We start from the raw sequence: 19,107 nt of genomic DNA on the forward strand, positions 1-19,107 counted from the left end.
TCCAAAAAATACAAATGCTTTGGAGCAAGCTAAGAAATTGGCGAGTTTGTAAAAATTAGAATTTATAAATAAAATAAAATCCCGTTGCAAGAACAATTTTGCAATGGGGGTTTTGCTTTTTAGCGCAATCATATTTCTTTTATTTTTTGAAAGAAAATATTTACTATTTTTGCGTCTTAAATGAAAATGAAAGGAAATATGGAAATCAAAGATCAGGTATTAGAAGCTATGAAAAAAGCCCAACAACCTTTAAACGCAGGAAAAGTAGTTGAGCTAACTAAATTAGATCGTAAAGATGTAGATAAAGCAATGAAAACATTAAAGGATGAAGGTTTAATCGTTTCTCCTAAACGTTGCTTTTGGGAAGCAAGATAAGTTTGGAAAGACAAATAAAAAGCTCCGTAGGAGTGACATATATTTAGGTTATAGAAAAAATATGTCACTCCTACGGAGCTATATGTTGTAAACATTTATGCTTTGCTATAAATATTTCGCTTTTCCGAAGCTTACAAAAAGAGCTATCCTTCTGAGACAGTTTGTTTTTGGTTTTTAAAGCTTAATCTCAAACAAACTAAAAGAGCCTTCTTTATAATGTTCCGGTAATTCGCTTGTCCATTCGATTGTGCTGATGCCTTTGTATTCGAAACCACAGCTGGTGTAATATTTGTTTATTCTTTCGTTTCCGCTATGTGTGTCAAGACGAATGTATTCTTTGTTATTTTCTTTGGCATATATTTTAACCCATTCAATTATTTTTTTAACGTACGATTGTCCTCTGAATTTTGGGTTTGTAGCAATACGATGAAGATAAACCGCAGGATCTTTAGCAGCTTCTTTCCAGATAATTAAATCATTAAAAGTAAGTACAAATGTACAGGCAACTTCATCTCCTTCTTTGATGATAAAATGACGATTTTCGGTAATTTCTTTTTCGATTAAAGCTCTTTCAAAACCTCTCCAGCTTTTATTATTTACTGTTTTTTGATAAGATGTCGCGGCATTATAAATATCGAAAACAGCATCGATATCTGTATTTGTAGTTTTAAAAATTTCCATTATGGGGTTGTATTCTGTAGATTAATGAATCTTCAAAGATAAATCATTCAATAGCTTTAGAGGGCAGAAATACTTAATTTATGTTTTTTTTATCAGAGTTTAGCCAAACCACATTCTGCTCAGATTCGTGGTTTTGTCCAATAATATCACGGTACAATTCTGGTCTTCTCGCTTTTATATAACGACTTCCTCCGGCCTGATTGCATTTCTCCGGATTAAGTATTGCAGTTGCAAAAGAATCATCAAAAGAACGGCATTCGGCCAAAATATCTCCAAACGGATCAATAATCATCGAACAGCCATTTTTTAACTGATCATCATCCATACCAATTGGGTTCGAAAAAACGGCATAAATAGCATTGTCGTACGCTCGTGCCGGCAACCATTTCATTAACCAATCTCTTCCTTTCATTCCGTCGAATTCTAAACGTAACGACGTTGGATCAGCTTCGCGGTTTTCCCAAAGTTCTGGAGCTACAAAACCAGCGCCAGGTCGGGTAGAAGGCGTACACATTGTAACGTGTGGCATGAAAATAATATCAGCACCCAAAAGTTTTGTCGCGCGAACATTTTCGATAATATTATTGTCGTAACAAATTAAGATTCCGCATTTCCAGCCTTTAATTTCAAAAATACAATAACGATCTCCAGGCGCTAAATAAGGATTTATAAAAGGATGTAATTTTCTGTATTTCGCAACTAAACCATTTTTGTCGACACAAACGTAAGCTTTAAATAAATTATCGTTTTCATCTTTTTCGAACAATCCGGCTAAGACTACAATATCATTGTTTTTAGCAATTTGGGTAAGTTTCAAAATACTTTCTCCGGTCGGGATGATTTCTGCTAAATCCAGCATTTGTTCTTTCGATAAATATCTTGCAAAAGTATATCCGGTTATCGAACATTCGTGAAACGAAATCACATCACAACCTTCGTTTGCGGCTTTTTGTGCAAGTTTTTCGATTATTGATAAATTATAGTTTTTATCGCCGCTTTTATTCTCGAACTGAGCGGTGGCTATTTTTAGATTTTTCATATTAAACGCTATTAATTTAGTCAAAAGTAGCGTTCGTTAGATTCTATAAATTGTATAAAACCGACATTTTAAAAGATAAAAGCGAATTTAAGGTTTGAAGATGTGCCTTTAGGTACCAAAATATTGGTAGAAAAAAGAAATAGAAATAAATTTAGCGTGCCGTAGGTACGAAATAGTTATCGTTTTGTTGCGTACCTACGGCACGCTAGCATAATACGAACCTAATTTCTACCAATATTTAGTGCCTGACGGCACAAATTGCAAACTTTCAACTCTTAATTTGGCATTATAATGCTGGAGAAGTTTTGATGAGGTTATTGGTTAGTTTTCCGGAACTTACTATATATTCTTTAGGAGTTATTCCGGTATGTTTTTTAAATTCTTTTATCAAATGAGATTGATCTGAAAATCCTGCGTCATAACAAATTGATGTTAGATTGCCGCCGTTAGATTTGTTTTTAAGTAGTTTTAAGAAATGATGTAGCCTTATAACGTTACCAAATTTCTTCGGGTTTAACCCAATGCATTCTTTGAACTTTCTTTCCAGATGTCTTTCGGTATAACCGGTATAATTTACCAATTGTTTTAAAGTAAAATCTCCTTTGTTGGCAATAATAAAATCTAAAGAATGATCGATTATGAACTGATTTGAATTTGGTTTCGAAGCGATTAAAGTGTTAAAAAACTGATTTAAAAGCGCTACCCTTCCCTGATTATTTTGTTCTGATAATTTTTCCTGAAGTGTGTTCATTTTTTGACCAAATACATCTTCAACAGGAATTATAGCATCCTGAAATTCATGAGCAGGAATCCCCAGTAATTGATGAATTCCGTTGGGCTGAAAAACGATAATAATCAAAGATATTTCGTTATCAGAATAGATATCTTTAAAACCGTTAAGTTGTCCGTATAAAAAAGAATCGGGCAAATAATTCTTTATTTTATAATTGTCAAGACCGGAAATTAGTTTGTTTTTTAGGGAAAAAACGACGCCAGTATTACCATCAGAAAACAAACGAAGTTTTTGTATAGCCGTTTCTTCATTATCTAAAAAAAGATAATGTTTTATGTAGGGGGCTAATTCTTTTGGTGGTGAAACTTGCATGGTTTTACAACTTATTTAAGCAAAATTATAAAGATCATTATTGATTGTTGCGCCTTTGTTTTCTAAATCGGCTAACATTTCTTCTTTTCGATATTGTACATCGTCTCCGGTTGCTATAAGCTCTTTTAAAAGTACTACTTCATAACCATTTTCAAGTGCATCAGTAGCGGTTTGTTTGATGCAATATTCGGCTAAAAAGCCACACAATAAAAGCTTTTGAATTTGATTGTCTTTCAGAAAGTTTTTAAATTCTTGAGATGAAAAACTACTATGTTGTGTTTTTGAAATTAATCGAAAAGGAACATCAAAATCAAGATCAATTTCATGACCTTTTGTGCCTTCAATGCACATCGAAATTCCAGCTCCAAATTGGTCTTTTTGATAATTAGAATAAATAATGACAAATCGATTTTGGTCTAGTTGTTTCGTTAGTTTATTTATTCCGGCTTTTACTTTTTGTATTTGATTTATGGGATGATTTTTCGCGTAAACGCCCTCAATATCAGTAAAGTCTTTTTGTGGATCTATGATGACGAGTAATTCTTCAGCGGCTAATTTCATGTAATATTTTGATCTTTTTTTGAGGTTTGAATCAGGAAGAATTAAGTTTTTACAAATTTAAGGATAATTTTCGGACTATGATTTTTGATTTTCTGAACTTTATATTCAGTAGCAAATGCTTTAATATGAAAACTACTTCCTGTTAAAATTATCCAAAAAATATTATATATTTGACGCGTATATAAATATTTTAATGGACTTACCGCCTTATTCACCAGGCTTGCATAAACTGGTTACTTTACATGTAGATGAAACTCAAAAACTAACTGATAGTAAGGGTTTTGTTGCTGTTACCAATTTAATTTTAGAACAGTTTAATCTTGAAAAAGTGGGCGTAATTGTTCATGATTTCGACAATGACAGTTTTACGATCTCGTTTTGCCTGAAAGAATCACATATTTGTATTCATACCTGGCCAGAATACAATCAGCTTACTTTAGATGTTTATTTGTGCAATTATCAGCAGGATAATTCGCAAAAAGTTAGAGATGTTATGGCTCATTATATTGCTTATTTTGAAGGAACAATTATAAAAGATTTTGAAATTAACCGTTAGTATATGAAAGTTCCTTGTTACAATTGTAATACCGTTACCGAATTAGAAGTTGGTTTTGAAGTCGTAAATTTTGTTTGCCCGAAATGCCATAGTCTATATGTAGCAGATAGTGAAGGACAACTTCGTTTGAGATCGAAATTTAAGCCCGAAGTAGTAGACGATTTTATTTTTAATATTGGAGATAAAGGAATTCTTAAAGAAAAAGAATACACCATTACTGGCGCGATTACTAAAACAGTTAACGGAGGTTATCATTGGACAGAATATGTCCTGAAAAGTGATGTTGGTGAATTTGTATATCTTTCAGAGTCAGAGGGACATTGGACACTTTTGACCGAAATGGAAGAGAAATTTGATGTACGAACCCATCCAAAATCGATAACATATGAAAGTAGTTCATTTCATCTTTATGAATATTCTGATGCAAAAATAGACAATGCACAAGGGTATTTTGATTTTGAATTACCCACTAGAAAAGTTCATTTGGTGGAGTATATTCAGCCGCCTTTATTGATTTCTATAGAAAAAATGAATGATGTCGAAACAGCTTTTCTTGGTGAATACATTAATAAAAAAGAACTTAAAAAAGCTTTTCCTAATGTTTATTTACCTTATCAGAGAGGAGTAAATATGGTTCAGCCCTTTTATTTTGATGTAAATAATATGGCTATTATATTTTGCGTTTTTCTTTTATTGATATTATCGACAAACTGGTATATTTATAAAGATCAGGCAGAGCAAGTTGTGTTTAATAAGGCAATTGCATTTACTGATTTTAATGATAGGGAATTTACAGGTGAATCATTTATTTTAAAAGGAGGTTCGGCGCCAATAACAGTGGAGGTTTCGACAGATGTAGATAATTCATGGGCAAATGTAGATGTTGCACTTGTAAATGAAACAAGTAATGATGAAATTCATGCTAACAAAGATATTGAGTATTATCATGGCTATGAAGATGGAGAAAGCTGGACTGAAGGAAATTGGTCTGAAAAATTTAATATTTGCGGAGTTAAATCAGGAAAATATCACCTTTTGATTAAACCGCTAAAAGCACCAGAAGACATTAAAAATACGGCAATGAAAGTGAGAGTTGTCTGGAATCAGCCTTCAAATCGAAATGTATGGATTATTGCCATATTCATGATTGTGGTGTATATCGTAATACGATATTTTAAAATTAATTTTGAAAAAACCAGGTGGGAAGATAGTTCTTACTCTCCCTACAGCGAATAATATTATGAAAAGCATTTTTGATTTCTTGAAGAATAATATAGCGGCGTTAGCAATAGGATTATTTTGCTTTGCAGCTTATTTGTATTTTGCTTATTCCGGAAACAGAATTTGTGATTGCGAAACAACCGAAAAATATAGTACATCAGGGACCCGTAGTTCCGTTAATCATTTTTATCATAAATAAATCTTTAAAAGTATGGATTTAATTCATTTTCAGCCCATCGTTAATTCGATCATTTATTCAGTTTTAGGGTTCGTTATCTTATTAGTAGCTTATTTCATCATCGAAAAAATGACGCCTGAAAACACCTGGAAAGAGGTTGTTGAGAAAAATAATATTGCTGTTGCTATTGTTTTGGCAGCGTTTATCATTGGTATTTCAATGATTATTAGTGCCGCAATTCATGGGTAAAAAGTTTCTTAGGTTCGAATTTTTATTGCTTTTTGCTGTATTTGTTATTGCAACCTGCGGGCTTATTTATGAGCTTGTTGCAGGTACTTTGGCCAGTTATTTACTAGGCGATTCAGTCAAACAGTTTTCATTTATTATTGGCGTTTACCTATTTTCTATGGGTATTGGTTCATTTTTTTCTAAATTTTTCCATAAAAATTTACTGAATACTTTTGTCGAAATCGAAATCTTAGTGGGTTTAATTGGTGGCTTGAGTTCGGTAGTTTTATTTTTATTGTTCGAAAGTGTCGAGTACTTTCAGTTTATCTTGTATTTATTGGTTTTTATAACTGGTTTTTTAGTGGGACTAGAAATTCCGTTATTAATGAATATCCTGAAGGATAAAGTCGAGTTTAGAGATTTGGTTTCTAATGTATTTACCTTCGATTATATTGGTGCTTTATTAGCTTCGATATTATTTCCTCTGATCTTGGTTCCCAAATTAGGAATAATGGGAACATCCTTATTCTTTGGAATGATTAACGTAAGTATTGCAATTGTTTTGTGTTTTCTTTTAAAAAAAGAATTAAAGAATAGTTATTTTCTGAAAGCAAAGGCAATCTTTTCATTTATAATTTTATTAAGTGTTTTTCTAAGCTCGGATTCTATTTTATCCTATTCTGAAGGGAAGCTTTACGGAGAAAATATTATTTATACCAACTCAACTCCTTATCAAAGAATTGTTTTAACGCATAATAAGAGCGATTACAGACTTTATTTAAACAACAACCTACAATTTAGTTCTGCTGATGAATATCGCTATCATGAGGCTTTGGTACATCCCGTAATGTCGATTGCTAAAAACGTAAAACATGTTTTGGTTTTGGGCGGAGGAGATGGTTTAGCGGTACGTGAAATTTTAAAATACAAAGACGTTGAAAAAATCACGCTTGTCGATCTCGATCAGGGAATGACAAAGTTGTTTCAAACCAATAAAGTATTAACAGATTTTAATAAAGGTGCTTTAAACAACCCAAAAGTTACCGTAATTAATACTGATGCTTATATTTGGGCAAAAAGCTGCAAAGAAAAGTTTGACGTCGCGATTATCGATTTTCCGGATCCATCCAATTATAGTTTAGGAAAATTGTATTCGCTGAATTTCTATCAAACCATAAAAACGATTTTACAACCTGATGCAGCCATTGTTATTCAGACAACTTCACCATATTTTGCACCAAAATCGTTTTGGTGTATCAATAAAACCGTGATGCAGGTTTTTCCTCAGGTCGATGCTTATCATGCTTATGTTCCTTCGTTTGGAGAATGGGGGTATACTATCGCTATCAATGGTTTTGGAACCACTTTTAACAATGTAAACAGAAAAGCTCTCGGATTAAAATTCTACAATTATCAGTTTGACAGATTCAATTATTTTACAAACGATATGATCTCAAATGAAATTGAAATCAATCGATTAGACAATCAAATTTTAGTACGCTATTTCGATGAAGAATGGGGAAAATTACAGTAAATCAAGGCGCAGTTTTGTAAAAGGAATTGGAGCTTCTTTACTATTAATTCCTTTTCTGCAATTTTGTTCGGATAAAATTATTCAGTTGTTGCTTCATTTGTCCGGAACCAATCATCTTTTGGGACACAGGCTTTGGATAAAAGACTTCCCGAAACCAACATCGCAAATTCATATTCCGTATCTAATTGTAGGTGGCGGAATTTCTGGTTTAAGCGCAGCACGACAATTTTATAAAAAAGGAATTTCTGATTTTCTTATGCTAGAATTAGAAGGGCATTTAGGTGGAAATTCTTCAAACGGAGAAAATCAGTATTCTAAATTTCCATTAGGAGCGCATTATTTGCCTTTACCCAATTTTAAGGATAAAGAGCTACTACAGTTTCTGGAAGAAGAAAAAATTATTCTGAGTTACGATTCAAAAGGATTTCCTGTTTTTGACGAATTACAATTGTCGTTTGCTCCGGATGAAAGATTATTTTACAAGAATAACTGGCAAGATGGTGTTGTACCAAAGGAGGGGAATTCTAAAGATCAGGATTTAGAATTTCAACGTTTTTTTAAGTTAATGGATAATTTTCGGGAAGGAAAAGGAAGTGATGGAAAGTATTTATTTGATATTCCACTTCGACTTTCTTCAGAAGATATTGCTGCCAGAAGTTTAGACAAAATCACGATGAAAGAATGGTTTGAAACCAATAATTTTAAAGCTGAACCTTTATTCAATTATATCGATTATTGCTGCAAAGACGATTTTGGACTTGGAATACAGTATGTTTCGGCTTGGGCGGGAATTCATTATTTTGCCGGACGAAAACAAGATGCAACTTCAGATAAAAAAGAAAGTGTTTTAACGTGGCCGGAAGGAAACGCCAGATTGGCTTCTCATTTAAAAAAATATACGAACCAGAAAACCTTAAAAAATCATTTGGTTTACGAAGTAAAAGTCGAAAACAATAAAGTAATTGCAAAAGCATTTGATGATGTCAAAAAGGTTTCCATAGAAATTATTGCTGACAAAGTAATCATGGCAACGCCACAATTTGTGAATCAATATTTAATAAAAGGCCGAAAGGAATTCACAAAACAGTTTCATTATACGCCGTGGCTTTTGGCAACTTTAACCGTGACTGATTTAGCAGATAATTTTAGTTTTCCGCTTTCGTGGGATAATGTCATTTACGATGCAAAAGGTTTGGGTTATGTTTACGATCAGCATCAATCTTTAAATCAGGTTCAGGATAGAAAAGTGATTACGTATTATTATAGTTTCTCATCGGCTGATTTAAAAAAATCACGAAAAGAACTTTACAAAAAGAATAAAGAATATTGGAAACAATTTGTTTTTGATGATCTAAAAATTGCACATCCGGATATTGAAGATTGTACAGAACAAATGGAAGTTTTTTTATTAGGTCACGGAATGGTAAGTCCAACACCAGGATTTATTTTTGGCGAAGCCCAAAAACAAGCTTTAAGAAATATAGAGAATAAGATCTATTTTGCCCACACCGATTTGTCCGGAATATCCATTTTTGAAGAAGCTTTTCATCACGGAATTAATGTAGTAAATCAAATTTTAGATGAAACAACCCTGGATTCATAAAGCCAAAACTGATTTAACTTTTATCATTGGTCCATCCTTTTTTGTGCTGGCAATTGTATTTTTGTTTCAGGATTATATAACCGAAATCGAAAATAAATATTCGTTTTATACTTGGCTTTTTCTAATTGTTTTTATAGATGTGGCACATGTTTACGCGACTTTGTTTAAAACGTATTTTGTGCCAAGTGAATTCAAAAAAGACAAAAAGAGATTATTGCTTTTGCCTACAATTTGTTTTGCAATTGGGATTATTTTGTTCTCTTTTGGGAGTTTAGTTTTTTGGTCTTTTCTGGCTTATGTAGCGGTTTTTCATTTCATCAGGCAACAATATGGATTTATGCGATTGTATGCCAGAAACGAAGAAAAAACAAGGCTTTCTGTCTTTGTAGATAATTTAGTGATTTATGCTTCAACAGTATATCCAATGTTGTATTGGTTTTTGTCTTCGAAAAGAAAATTTAATTGGTTTGTAGAGAACGAGTTTTTTCGTTTCGAGAGCGCCTTTTTATTAGAAATCCTGTTTTGGATTTATGTGCTAATTATACTCACTTATATTGTTTTTACGCTTTATAAAAGTATAAAGAACAAATTTTTTAATATTCCTAAAAACGCCATAATTCTGGGAACGGCACTTTCGTGGTATTTTGGGATTGTTTATTTTAATGACGATCTTGTTTTTACCTTGCTCAATGTAGTTTCGCACGGAATTCCATATATGGCATTAGTTTATTTTAGAGAAGTAGAAAATAAATCAAATGAGAGTTTGAGAGTTTTTAATTATCTAAAAAGTTATAACGCGATCTTTATTTATATTCTAATTTTAACGGGAATCGCTTTTGCCGAAGAATTTTTATGGGAAGTTTTGGTGTGGAAAGAGAACTTCGCTGTAGCATGGATTGATTTTTCTTCATGGCAATTTTTAATAGTTCCGCTTTTAAGTGTACCACAATTTACCCATTATTTACTTGACGGATTTATTTGGAAGTCTAAAAAGTAAAATTCAAAATTTCCTGAAAAACTGAAAATTTCTAACGTAGCCCCGATAGCAGCGATATCCTCTATTGGTGGGGTTCACCAATAGAGATATAGTGAATAGCTGGACAATTGATCTTTTTGAAAATTGATGTTCTGCTTCTAAAAATTAATCCTGAAAAATCATTTTTACTTTTGGAAGAATACGATCTGTAAAAAGTTTATAGGCTAATTCTGAAGGATGTAAGCCATCTGAAGCTACTAGGTTTTTATTGCTGAGTCCCTGGCGGGTGATGTCTGTAATCGAAACGAAACTGACTCCGTTGTTGATACAGGTATTTTCGGCAAAAGTATTGTATTGCTCTATTTCGTCTGAGATTTTGGTGCGGTTTGCCTGGCTATAACCTGAAGCAAAAGGTGTGTAGGCATAATCAGGAATCGATAATACCAGTACATTTTTTTTATCGCCTTTGGCTAATGCAATTGCTTTATTTAGTAATTGAGGGAATTCTTTTTGATAAAGCGAAAAATCTCGTTGCTGATATTGATTGTTCACTCCAATTAGTAATGTAACCAAATCGTAATTAGCATCCGGATTTTCATTATTTATTGCTGAAATTAGATCTGAAGTTGTCCAGCCTGTTCTGGCAATTACTTTTAATGAAAAGTCGGTTTGGGGATAGGTTGCCTTTAAAATTAATTTTAATTGTTCGGGATAACGGCAAGTTTCACAAACGCTTTGCCCAATGGTATAACTGTCGCCTAAAGCCAAATAACGGATAGAGCTTGCGATAGGAGTTGTTGGAATTTCTGTTACAGGCGGTACTATAACAGGTAATGTTGTAACGGGAGTTTTTGAAGCTGAATCGTCAGAACTACAGCTTAAAAGGAATATAGAGAGGATAACAATAACTATTTGTTTGCAATGTGATTTCATAATTTGGATAAATTAAGTTTCGTGTCATTTTAAACAAATAGTTACGTTATATAACTTATTTTGGTTTTTAGACCATTTCGGCTTTCATCACGATTTCTTCTTCGATGGCATTCCAAAGTCCGATTCGTTTTTCTAATGCCAGGATTGAAATTTCTTCCACTTCTTTCCATTTTTGAGTATCATCTTCGCATAAATCAGTAATCATTTGCATTGCCATTGGGCCGTGTTCATCGGCATCCAATTCTATATGTCTTTCGAAATAATAAAGCAATTTGCTTAAATCAGTTTCAGGAAGGTTTTTTTGAAAGTTTTTTAAGATTGCTGTAAACATACTCGGAATTAAATCTTCTCTTCCAAAGGTAAATGCTGCGGCAATTTCATGTGGTTTTCCTTCTTCGATCACTCTAAAAGTAAAATCTAAAAAAGCTTTTGTATCCGGGTGCAATGCACTTTGTTTGATTGCAACGAATATATTATGAAGCGAATTTACTTCAGACAAAAAATTATTGATTCCGCTTGTATCAGCACCACAATCTTCCATGGCTTCGATATACATTTCATAATGACTTTGTCTTCTTCCGTCGATGCTTAGATCCGTTTCTTCGGCAAGAACAATTTCGTTGATTAAATATCTTGTTTCAGGATTTTTTGTAGCAAACCAAGGTGTTGTTGTACAAGTAAGTTTGGCCTGTAATGCTTTTAATAATGACATAAAATCCCAAACTGCAAAAACGTGGCTTTCTAAGAAACTATGTAAATCATCGATGCTTTGAATTTTATTGTATAAAGAATGTTGTAAAAGTTGATCTTTTTGAGGTTGAATGCTATTGTGGATAGTTTCAATATTCATTTTCGTAAATTTTTTGCAAAGATAAAAAGCTTCCCGGTTAGAAGAAGCTTTTTATATTGTTTTTGTATATATTTTAATAGTTGTTTACTATTTAAAAGCTGGAATTCCAGTTACATCCATTCCGGTTATCAATAAATGAATGTCGTGTGTTCCTTCATAAGTAATAACACTTTCGAGATTCATCATATGGCGCATGATCGAATATTCGCCGGTAATCCCCATTCCGCCTAACATTTGTCTGGCTTCGCGAGCGATATGAATTGCCATATCGACATTATTACGTTTTGCCATCGAGATTTGAGCTGTTGTTGCTTTTCCTTCGTTTCTTAAAACTCCTAAACGCCAGGTTAATAATTGTGCTTTTGTGATTTCGGTAATCATTTCTGCCAGTTTTTTCTGTTGCAATTGAGTTCCTCCAATTGGTTTTCCAAACTGAATTCTTTCTTTAGCATATCTTAAAGCGGTATCATAACAATCCATGGCAGCACCAATTGCTCCCCATGCGATTCCGTATCTTGCTGAATCTAAACAACCAAGAGGTGCGCCTAAACCAGATTTATTAGGTAATAAGTTTTCTTTAGGAACTTTTACGTTATCAAAAATTAATTCTCCGGTAGATGATGCACGAAGCGACCATTTATTATGAGTTTCGGGAGTTGTAAAACCTTCCATACCGCGTTCTACGATCAATCCGTGAATTCTTCCTGATTCGTCTTTTGCCCAAACTACAGCAATATCAGCAAAAGGAGCATTCGAGATCCACATTTTGGCACCATTTAAAAGGTAATGATCTCCTTTATCTTTAAAATTGGTAATCATACTTCCCGGATCAGAACCGTGATCTGGTTCTGTCAGTCCAAAACAGCCCATGAATTCTCCTGTAGCCAGTTTTGGTAAATATTTCATGCGTTGTTCTTCGGTTCCGTATTTCCAGATTGGGTACATTACTAAGGAAGACTGAACAGATGAGGTTGATCTTACACCAGAATCTCCGCGTTCGATTTCCTGCATGATTAAACCGTATGAAATCTGGTCTAATCCTGCGCCTCCATATTCAACCGGAATATAAGGGCCAAAACCACCAATTTCTCCAAGTCCTTTAATAATTTGTTTTGGAAATTCTGCTTTTTGAGCATATTCTTCTATAATAGGAGAAACTTCTCTTTTTACCCAGGCACGAGCTGATTCGCGAACTAATTTATGCTCGTCTGTTAATAGATCGTCTAGGTTATAATAATCTGGAGCTTGAAATAAATCTGGTTTCATTTGTGATAGTTTTTACAAAAACAAATTTACGTAATAAAAATATAACAAAACAATGTTAAATTGTTATATTTTTAGAAGACTAAAAGAAGAAAATTAGTATAAACCTTAATTAATTTTAGTTTATTGAAAATTTATAAGCTATTTTTGAGATTCCAAAAAACAAATTTAATGAGGCTGATCATCTCTTTTTTACTTTTTTTTGTTCTGAATACGGCAGTTTCTCAACAGAAAAATGCTTTAACAGAACAAGAGTACTTATTATTGAAGGATAAAATAAGACTAACTGCAAATGCTAATGTAGATAGTGCTATAGTATTTGCTAATCAAATGGTAAAATCTAACAACAATAAACATTTGGCTTTTGCAAATGGAGCGTTGTCTTATTTAATTCAGTTAAAAGGTAATTCAGCCAAATCTAAAGAAAAATATCAGCTTGCATTAAAGTACCTGGATAAAATGCCTGATGACCGGGATAAAAAACAACTGAGGTCCATTTTATACAATTATAATGGTTTGTCCGAATGGAAAAGAGGAAATTTCAGTGGAGCAATCGAAAGCTATCAGCAAGGGATGAAACTTTCTGTAGAAATTGGAGATATTATTCAGATTGTAAAATTTAAAAATAATATTGCTTCGATAAATGTAGCAGTTGGTAATTATCGATTGGCTATAAAAGATTTAAGACAGCTCAATGATTTTGTAGATAAAAATGAAGGTGTTTATACAAAAGAGCAATATTTAAATAACAAAAGTAATATCAACATTAGTTTAGCGGGTTCATATGAAGCTTATTATATGAAAGATGCTAAGAGTAAAATGTTATTAGATTCTGCCGAATATTTTTATAAAAAAACAGTAAGTTATTCTCAAAATTTTCCTGATAATAAGATTGTCGCAAAATTAAGTCTGGGTAATATTTATAGTTGGCAAAAAGATTATGCAAATGCTGAAAAAACATACTACGACATTGTTTTTTTAGCGAATCAAAACAATATGCCTGAAATATTATGTACAGCAAATTATAATTTAGGAGACCTTCATTACACAACCAAAAAATACGATAAGGCTTTAGTGTTTTTTAAAAAATCAGATTCAATAGGAGAACATACCAAAACGAATCAGATAGATTATCTAAAATCAAATTATTACCAGGCAAAAATTTATAATATTCTAAAAGAGCCTGAACTTGCTTACAAACATTCGAAAATTTATCTGGATAATTACGAAAAGTCAGAGTCAAAATTAAACGACGAAATTCTCGAAGTCAATTACAAATTAGGTGTAGGAGATCTGACGAATGAAATGGTCACCATTCAGGAAAAATATAAGTATGATGTTTTTCTAAATAAAGCATTGAAAGTTTTTTACGTTGTTTTATTTGTCGCTATTGTTTTTTTATTAATTAAAAACATAAGAGATAAAAATAAGGCGCATAAAAAGATGAATGATTTAATCGAGGAATTTAAAGCGAACTTAGAAAAGAAAGCAAATGCTCCTGAGCAAGAAGAGGTACAAGAAATAGAAGAAGTTTTCGAGCAGGAAGAGATTTTACTCAAGAAAGAAAACGCCAATTTGAGTATCGATGAAGCTAAAGAAAACAAAATAGTCGAAAAATTACTGGCTCTAGAAAGTAAACACGAATATCTTAATGCCGATTTTACTCTACCGTATGTTGCAAAGAAAATAAAAACAAATACCACTTATTTATCTTATGTGGTAAACAAACGATTTGGTAAATCTTTTGGTGAATATTCTAACGAACTCAAGATCAATTATGTGATTAACGAAATGATTACCAATCATATGTATCGTAAATATTCGACCCAGGCAATTGCAGAAAGTGTTGGATTTAAAAATGCGGTTTCATTTGCTAAATCATTTCGCAAAAGAACTGGAGTATCTCCAGCTCAATTTGCGAATAATATTTAATGCATCGTAGAATTTTATTTTTTGACTGATTCTATGATAGTTCCTTTTCATCCTTGATTTGATGAATTGGCAGAATTGTATTTTAATAAACTGTTTATTGATTTAGAGATTCTTAATTTGACAATCTTTAATTCAAAATTTTAATTTCTAAAATATTTTTACAATCTCGTGTTTCCTTTTCCGTCACCTTTATTTGGATCAATCGGATCATCACCGCCTGAAATTGTTTTTTGTTGTTTTTTAGATAATTTTACAGTTTCAAAATCGCTGATGTTTAATTTTATATTTGCCATTTTTTTATTTTTTAATAATTAAATTTTTTATGTGAAGTTTAAATTGATAGACCGCTAATTAAGGTTTTGGAAATCCATTTCTAGCGGTGCTTTCTACAGTATTCCCTTTTCCATCTCCTTTATTTGGATCAACGTCACCGCCTGAAACTGTTTTTTGTTGGTTTTTAGATAATTTTTCTGTTTGAAAATCGCCGATATTTAATTTAGTATTTTTCATTTTTAAATTTTTTGAGTTAATTTTTTTATGGATAGTTATAGTTGATATAATTTTGTGGATTGTTTATTTCCAAAATCTTAGATTAAGGAATTTCAATTTTGATGATTATTTAATAGTCACCACAGTATTTCCTTTTCCATCTCCTTTATTTGGATCAACCGGATCGTCGCCTCCTGAAACTACTTTTTGTTGAGTTTTAGATAATTTTTCTGTTTGAAAATCGCTGATATTTAATTTAATATTTTTCATTTTTTAAGTCTTTTGAGTTAATTTTAATATGGATAGTTATAGTTGGTGTAAATTTTTTTTGGAATATTTTTATCTAAAATCTTAGATTTTAAGAAATCGAATTTTGATGTTTATTTAGGTACAGTATTCCCTTTTCCGTCTCCTTTATTTGGATCAATGTCACCTCCCAAAATTGTTTTTTGTTGTTTTTTAGATAACTTTGCAGTTTCAAAATCGCTGATATTTAATTTTAGATTTGCCATTTTTTTCTTATTTATAGATTAATTTATTGAGTTAAAAGTTGCTCTCAGATTAGAGGAATTTCATGTTATTTTCAGATCTTTTTTTGTGAGAAAATAAACCTTTTTATGTTTGTGTTTTACTGCTAAAATATTTTTAAGATATCGTATTTCCCTTTCCGTCTCCTTTATTTGGATCGACATAATCGTCACCTCCCTGAATAGTTTTTTGTTGATTTTTAGATAATTTTTCTGTTTGAAAATCTGTTAATTTTAATGCCTGATTTGTCATGTCGTTGAGTATTAGGGTTTATGATTTATCAAAACTAGACAAAAAGGAAAACCCTTAATCGAGATTCGGGTTTTGGAGGTTTTGAGTGAATTATAATTGATTTAACTTATTGTTATTCAATTGTTTGAATGAATCATTCAGACTGCTATAATTTATAAATTGTATGTAGTATAATTGATAAAATGTGTGCCTCTAACGTTTTTTTTCGAATAAAAACAACAATCTTTGTGTTGTAATTATGATTTTAAAGATTCGAAAAGATGTTAAAACTTGTCCAAAAATTTCTACAAATAAATAGATACTCGGAAATTAAAAATGAGTTTAAAGATTTGTTTCTTTCTCATCCAAATTATCCTAGTTTATTTGCTATAACAGATTCTCTTGATTTGCTATCTGTAGAGAATGCTGCGGTAAGAGTTTCGAAAGAACAAATAGTAGATTTACCATCTAATTTTTTGGCCTATTTTAAAGAGGAACTTATCCTGGTCGAAAAGGCTAAAAATTTTGTTAGTATTCATACTATAAAAAAAGGAAGGTTAAAAATGTCGTACGAGAAATTCCTGTTAGACTGGAATGGAGTAATCGTTGCGATAGAACCAAATAATGTTATTGCAAGAGAAAATCTGAAAGTTGAATTTAGTTGGCTAAAATATACTTTACCACTTTTACTTTTAGTTGGGTTGTCATTTTTCTATAATACCTATAATTTGTTTAGCGTTGTTTTTTTAGCAACATCAATTTTGGGACTTATTGTAAGTGTTTTTATTGTTCAGGAAAAATTTGGTTTTAAAAACGGTATTATTTCAAGATTTTGTAATCTGAGTTCAAACTCTTCTTGTAATTCTGTTATCAATAATAAAATAGGAAATAATAAATGGATCAATTTTTCAGATCTGCCACTTATTTTCTTTGGTTCAAGTTTGATAGCGATTTTAATCAAACCACTTGAATCGTCAATTTTTATAGGTTTCTTGAGCTTGTTGGCAATTCCGGTAATTGTATCCTCTATTTGGATTCAAAAGTTTGAAATTCAAAAATGGTGCGTGATGTGCCTTGTGGTTTCAGGTTTAATATTTATGCAAAGTGCCGTGTGGTTTGCGTCAGACTTGTTTACGCTAAGTTTTAGTTTCGATGAGATTTTTCCTTTTGTGTTTTCTGTTGCCCTTCTTATTCCAATTTGGTCAGTATTAAAAACAATTATAAAAAATATTCTGGGTAATGAAAGTTCTTTGAAAGAGATGAAAAAGTTTAAAAGAAATTATTCTTTATTAAATTTTTTATCTAAAAAAGTACCATATACAAATGGATTTGATGATTTAAGAGGTTTACATTTTGGAAACCGAAATGCAGGAGTAAAACTTGCGATTATTATAAGCCCAAGTTGTGAACATTGTCATAAAGCATTTCAGGAAGCATTTGATTTAGTATTAAAATTTCCGGATAAGATATTTTTAAATGTACTATTTAATATTAATCCTGAAAATGCCGAAAATCCTTATAAATCAGTTGTAGAAAGACTTTTAACCATAAACAGAGTAACGCCAGGAAAAACGGTTGAAGCAATATCAGATTGGCATATTAAAAATATGGGACTTAAAAAATGGTTGAAAAAATGGCATGTTGATAATGTTAGTATGATGATCAATCAGGAAATACAAAAACAATACGAATGGTGTTCTAAAAATAATTTTAATTATACACCGGTTAAAATTGTAAATGAAAAAGTTTTTCCTAACGAATATGAATTAAGCGAATTGAAATATTTCTTAAATGATTTTGTTGAAGAAGTTGAAATTCTTGAGAAAAAAATAGCGTAGTACGGTTAATTTTTTCTACATAAGCATAGACAGAAAGCTTCAACTGTCGTTAAAATGATTGAAGTGTAACTCACAAATAAATTATGCCTTATGTTAAAAAGTATCTTAAGCCTTGAAGGCGCAGTAGAATTAAGTGAAAACGAACAAAAAATGATATCTGGAGGGAATGCTCCGGTTTGTAACCCAGGTTCTTTCGCGAAGAGATGTAATGAATTTGGAACTGTACCATATTATTGGGATTGCGTACCTGACGGAACAAAAGCTTGCTAATTAATACAGAATCAAACTAAAAACAAAAACAAAAAAACATAGTTATGCTAAAAAACATTTTAAACCTTGAGGGAGCTCAGTTGTTAAGTGCAAATGAGCAAAAAAATATACAAGGAGGACAGCCAATTAAGCCTCCTACTAATTGTCGTTGTTTTTGTAGTACGGGTAGTGCATCCTGCTTTACTTATTGTCCAGATGGAACAATTCCGGGACTGAGTGAAGGAAGTACAGGTAATTGTAAATTTCCATTTGAATAAATTTTAAAATTGGATAAATAAGCCCTAAATAAAAACTTAAACAAAAATATCATGTTAAAAAACATTTTAAACTTACAAGGAGCCGAAGCATTAAGTGTAGGTGAACAAAAAAGTATCAATGGAGGAAGTATTCCACCAGACGGAGAATGTGGAGAGTTTGTTGTGTTTTATGCTACACAGGCGCAATGTTTAGCCTATCCGCGTAACTTGAGACCAGCATATATAGGAAATAATCAATGTTCTATATTAATGGCTCCGTGTTAATAGTCACTGAAAAATTATAATAAAATATAATTTGAGTTTCAACATCAATATTTTATAATGTTAAAGAAGATTTTAAATTTAGAAAGCGCGCAACATATCAGCAAGAGCGAGCAAAAAACAATAAAGGGAGGAATTCCTGAATGTTGGGTTCATGCTATCGAAGCTGGGTGCGTTTTAATACCCGTAGGCGGTACT

General features: G+C 31.9%; 23 protein-coding genes. 11 read left to right on the top strand and 12 right to left on the bottom strand.

Annotated features, from left to right (window positions below; genetic code table 11):
- The first annotated feature begins 186 nt into the window (after positions 1-186).
- Entirely contained in the window at positions 187-375 is a 189-nt protein-coding gene (locus L0669_RS06520) for a hypothetical protein (RefSeq protein ID WP_263762191.1), read from the top strand.
- 174 nt (positions 376-549) lie between these two features.
- On the opposite strand, the gene L0669_RS06525 is transcribed toward L0669_RS06520, so the two are convergent.
- The 4 genes from L0669_RS06525 to L0669_RS06540 all read right to left on the bottom strand — a co-directional run bounded on the left by L0669_RS06525 (position 550) and on the right by L0669_RS06540 (position 3,761).
- Complete coding sequence (locus L0669_RS06525) at positions 550-1,056, bottom strand: GNAT family N-acetyltransferase (protein WP_263762193.1); 507 nt, start codon at positions 1,054-1,056, stop codon at positions 550-552.
- 73 nt (positions 1,057-1,129) lie between these two features.
- Entirely contained in the window at positions 1,130-2,095 is a 966-nt protein-coding gene (locus L0669_RS06530) for a nitrilase family protein (RefSeq protein WP_263762195.1), read from the bottom strand.
- A 286-nt stretch (positions 2,096-2,381) separates the two neighbouring features.
- Positions 2,382-3,200 (bottom strand): helix-turn-helix domain-containing protein, encoded by an 819-nt coding sequence (locus L0669_RS06535; protein WP_263762198.1) that lies wholly within the window; start codon positions 3,198-3,200, stop codon positions 2,382-2,384.
- A 15-nt stretch (positions 3,201-3,215) separates the two neighbouring features.
- Positions 3,216-3,761, bottom strand: coding sequence for a cysteine hydrolase family protein (locus L0669_RS06540; protein WP_263762200.1), 546 nt, complete (start codon positions 3,759-3,761; stop codon positions 3,216-3,218).
- A gap of 193 nt (positions 3,762-3,954) precedes the next feature.
- Here L0669_RS06540 and L0669_RS06545 point away from each other — a divergent pair, with 193 nt between their 5' ends.
- From L0669_RS06545 to L0669_RS06570, 6 genes are all read left to right on the top strand, one after another.
- Positions 3,955-4,317 carry an S-adenosylmethionine decarboxylase family protein gene (locus L0669_RS06545; protein WP_263762202.1) on the top strand — a complete coding sequence of 121 codons (363 nt, stop codon included), beginning with the start codon at positions 3,955-3,957 and terminating at the stop codon, positions 4,315-4,317.
- A 3-nt stretch (positions 4,318-4,320) separates the two neighbouring features.
- A complete protein-coding gene (locus L0669_RS06550) occupies positions 4,321-5,553 on the top strand; it encodes a DUF4178 domain-containing protein (RefSeq protein WP_263762204.1) in 1,233 nt (410 codons plus the stop codon).
- Between the two features lie 196 nt (positions 5,554-5,749).
- Complete coding sequence (locus L0669_RS06555; RefSeq protein ID WP_263762206.1) at positions 5,750-5,965, top strand: DUF350 domain-containing protein; 216 nt, start codon at positions 5,750-5,752, stop codon at positions 5,963-5,965.
- Entirely contained in the window at positions 5,958-7,478 is a 1,521-nt protein-coding gene (locus L0669_RS06560) for a polyamine aminopropyltransferase (protein ID WP_263762208.1), read from the top strand. The genes L0669_RS06555 and L0669_RS06560 overlap by 8 nt, the downstream gene beginning before the upstream one ends.
- Positions 7,453-9,081, top strand: coding sequence for an FAD-dependent oxidoreductase (locus L0669_RS06565; protein ID WP_263762211.1), 1,629 nt, complete (start codon positions 7,453-7,455; stop codon positions 9,079-9,081). The genes L0669_RS06560 and L0669_RS06565 overlap by 26 nt, the downstream gene beginning before the upstream one ends.
- Positions 9,059-10,078 carry a hypothetical protein gene (locus tag L0669_RS06570; protein ID WP_263762213.1) on the top strand — a complete coding sequence of 340 codons (1,020 nt, stop codon included), beginning with the start codon at positions 9,059-9,061 and terminating at the stop codon, positions 10,076-10,078. Before L0669_RS06565 ends, L0669_RS06570 begins: the two co-directional genes overlap by 23 nt.
- A 144-nt stretch (positions 10,079-10,222) precedes the next feature.
- Here the strand turns inward: L0669_RS06570 and L0669_RS06575 are convergent, their stop codons facing one another.
- From L0669_RS06575 to L0669_RS06585, 3 genes are all read right to left on the bottom strand, one after another.
- Positions 10,223-10,990 carry an SGNH/GDSL hydrolase family protein gene (locus L0669_RS06575; RefSeq protein ID WP_263762215.1) on the bottom strand — a complete coding sequence of 256 codons (768 nt, stop codon included), beginning with the start codon at positions 10,988-10,990 and terminating at the stop codon, positions 10,223-10,225.
- A 67-nt stretch (positions 10,991-11,057) separates the two neighbouring features.
- Entirely contained in the window at positions 11,058-11,840 is a 783-nt protein-coding gene (locus tag L0669_RS06580) for a DUF3050 domain-containing protein (RefSeq protein ID WP_263762217.1), read from the bottom strand.
- An 87-nt stretch (positions 11,841-11,927) separates the two neighbouring features.
- Positions 11,928-13,106 (bottom strand): acyl-CoA dehydrogenase family protein, encoded by a 1,179-nt coding sequence (locus L0669_RS06585; protein WP_173969974.1) that lies wholly within the window; start codon positions 13,104-13,106, stop codon positions 11,928-11,930.
- Positions 13,107-13,274: 168 nt separating this feature from the next.
- On the opposite strand from L0669_RS06585, the gene L0669_RS06590 reads away from it, so the two are divergent.
- Positions 13,275-15,035 (top strand): AraC family transcriptional regulator, encoded by a 1,761-nt coding sequence (locus L0669_RS06590; protein ID WP_263762219.1) that lies wholly within the window; start codon positions 13,275-13,277, stop codon positions 15,033-15,035.
- A gap of 158 nt (positions 15,036-15,193) precedes the next feature.
- On the opposite strand, the gene L0669_RS06595 is transcribed toward L0669_RS06590, so the two are convergent.
- From L0669_RS06595 to L0669_RS06615, 5 genes are all read right to left on the bottom strand, one after another.
- Positions 15,194-15,328: an rSAM-modified peptide gene (locus tag L0669_RS06595; protein WP_173969976.1), complete on the bottom strand. Its 135-nt coding sequence runs from the start codon at positions 15,326-15,328 to the stop codon at positions 15,194-15,196.
- A gap of 58 nt (positions 15,329-15,386) precedes the next feature.
- Complete coding sequence (locus L0669_RS06600) at positions 15,387-15,545, bottom strand: rSAM-modified peptide (RefSeq protein WP_263762221.1); 159 nt, start codon at positions 15,543-15,545, stop codon at positions 15,387-15,389.
- Between the two features lie 105 nt (positions 15,546-15,650).
- Complete coding sequence (locus L0669_RS06605; RefSeq protein WP_263762223.1) at positions 15,651-15,794, bottom strand: rSAM-modified peptide; 144 nt, start codon at positions 15,792-15,794, stop codon at positions 15,651-15,653.
- Positions 15,795-15,904: 110 nt separating this feature from the next.
- Positions 15,905-16,036, bottom strand: coding sequence for an rSAM-modified peptide (locus L0669_RS06610; RefSeq protein ID WP_173969979.1), 132 nt, complete (start codon positions 16,034-16,036; stop codon positions 15,905-15,907).
- 133 nt (positions 16,037-16,169) lie between these two features.
- Positions 16,170-16,304, bottom strand: a complete 135-nt coding sequence (locus tag L0669_RS06615) for an rSAM-modified peptide (protein WP_263762225.1) — start codon at positions 16,302-16,304, stop codon at positions 16,170-16,172.
- A 260-nt stretch (positions 16,305-16,564) separates the two neighbouring features.
- Between L0669_RS06615 and L0669_RS06620 the strand changes: the two genes are divergently transcribed.
- From L0669_RS06620 to L0669_RS06630, 3 genes are all read left to right on the top strand, one after another.
- Positions 16,565-18,121 carry a vitamin K epoxide reductase family protein gene (locus L0669_RS06620; protein WP_263762227.1) on the top strand — a complete coding sequence of 519 codons (1,557 nt, stop codon included), beginning with the start codon at positions 16,565-16,567 and terminating at the stop codon, positions 18,119-18,121.
- Between the two features lie 90 nt (positions 18,122-18,211).
- A complete protein-coding gene (locus L0669_RS06625; protein WP_173973246.1) occupies positions 18,212-18,391 on the top strand; it encodes a hypothetical protein in 180 nt (59 codons plus the stop codon).
- A gap of 308 nt (positions 18,392-18,699) precedes the next feature.
- On the top strand, positions 18,700-18,912 hold the full coding sequence (locus tag L0669_RS06630) for a hypothetical protein (protein ID WP_173973247.1): 213 nt from the start codon (positions 18,700-18,702) through the stop codon (positions 18,910-18,912).
- Positions 18,913-19,107: the final 195 nt, after the last annotated feature.

Origin of the sequence: Flavobacterium bizetiae, assembly GCF_024271895.1 — a bacterium.
Classification (GTDB): domain Bacteria; phylum Bacteroidota; class Bacteroidia; order Flavobacteriales; family Flavobacteriaceae; genus Flavobacterium; species Flavobacterium bizetiae.

Excerpts from the sequence above, each read along its gene's own strand:
- L0669_RS06630 (WP_173973247.1), top strand. The coding sequence starts at position 18,700 with ATGTTAAAAAACATTTTAAACTTACAAGGAGCCGAAGCATTAAGTGTA.
- L0669_RS06545 (WP_263762202.1), top strand. The coding sequence starts at position 3,955 with ATGGACTTACCGCCTTATTCACCAGGCTTGCATAAACTGGTTACTTTA.
- L0669_RS06605 (WP_263762223.1), bottom strand. The coding sequence starts at position 15,794 with ATGAAAAATATTAAATTAAATATCAGCGATTTTCAAACAGAAAAATTA.
- L0669_RS06565 (WP_263762211.1), top strand. The coding sequence starts at position 7,453 with ATGAAGAATGGGGAAAATTACAGTAAATCAAGGCGCAGTTTTGTAAAA.
- L0669_RS06555 (WP_263762206.1), top strand. The coding sequence starts at position 5,750 with ATGGATTTAATTCATTTTCAGCCCATCGTTAATTCGATCATTTATTCA.
- L0669_RS06570 (WP_263762213.1), top strand. The coding sequence starts at position 9,059 with ATGAAACAACCCTGGATTCATAAAGCCAAAACTGATTTAACTTTTATC.
- L0669_RS06550 (WP_263762204.1), top strand. The coding sequence starts at position 4,321 with ATGAAAGTTCCTTGTTACAATTGTAATACCGTTACCGAATTAGAAGTT.
- L0669_RS06540 (WP_263762200.1), bottom strand. The coding sequence starts at position 3,761 with ATGAAATTAGCCGCTGAAGAATTACTCGTCATCATAGATCCACAAAAA.
- L0669_RS06585 (WP_173969974.1), bottom strand. The coding sequence starts at position 13,106 with ATGAAACCAGATTTATTTCAAGCTCCAGATTATTATAACCTAGACGAT.
- L0669_RS06530 (WP_263762195.1), bottom strand. The coding sequence starts at position 2,095 with ATGAAAAATCTAAAAATAGCCACCGCTCAGTTCGAGAATAAAAGCGGC.
- L0669_RS06525 (WP_263762193.1), bottom strand. The coding sequence starts at position 1,056 with ATGGAAATTTTTAAAACTACAAATACAGATATCGATGCTGTTTTCGAT.
- L0669_RS06535 (WP_263762198.1), bottom strand. The coding sequence starts at position 3,200 with ATGCAAGTTTCACCACCAAAAGAATTAGCCCCCTACATAAAACATTAT.
- L0669_RS06625 (WP_173973246.1), top strand. The coding sequence starts at position 18,212 with ATGTTAAAAAGTATCTTAAGCCTTGAAGGCGCAGTAGAATTAAGTGAA.
- L0669_RS06615 (WP_263762225.1), bottom strand. The coding sequence starts at position 16,304 with ATGACAAATCAGGCATTAAAATTAACAGATTTTCAAACAGAAAAATTA.
- L0669_RS06620 (WP_263762227.1), top strand. The coding sequence starts at position 16,565 with ATGTTAAAACTTGTCCAAAAATTTCTACAAATAAATAGATACTCGGAA.
- L0669_RS06595 (WP_173969976.1), bottom strand. The coding sequence starts at position 15,328 with ATGGCAAATATAAAATTAAACATCAGCGATTTTGAAACTGTAAAATTA.
- L0669_RS06600 (WP_263762221.1), bottom strand. The coding sequence starts at position 15,545 with ATGAAAAATACTAAATTAAATATCGGCGATTTTCAAACAGAAAAATTA.
- L0669_RS06590 (WP_263762219.1), top strand. The coding sequence starts at position 13,275 with ATGAGGCTGATCATCTCTTTTTTACTTTTTTTTGTTCTGAATACGGCA.
- L0669_RS06610 (WP_173969979.1), bottom strand. The coding sequence starts at position 16,036 with ATGGCAAATCTAAAATTAAATATCAGCGATTTTGAAACTGCAAAGTTA.
- L0669_RS06520 (WP_263762191.1), top strand. The coding sequence starts at position 187 with ATGAAAGGAAATATGGAAATCAAAGATCAGGTATTAGAAGCTATGAAA.
- L0669_RS06560 (WP_263762208.1), top strand. The coding sequence starts at position 5,958 with ATGGGTAAAAAGTTTCTTAGGTTCGAATTTTTATTGCTTTTTGCTGTA.
- L0669_RS06575 (WP_263762215.1), bottom strand. The coding sequence starts at position 10,990 with ATGAAATCACATTGCAAACAAATAGTTATTGTTATCCTCTCTATATTC.
- L0669_RS06580 (WP_263762217.1), bottom strand. The coding sequence starts at position 11,840 with ATGAATATTGAAACTATCCACAATAGCATTCAACCTCAAAAAGATCAA.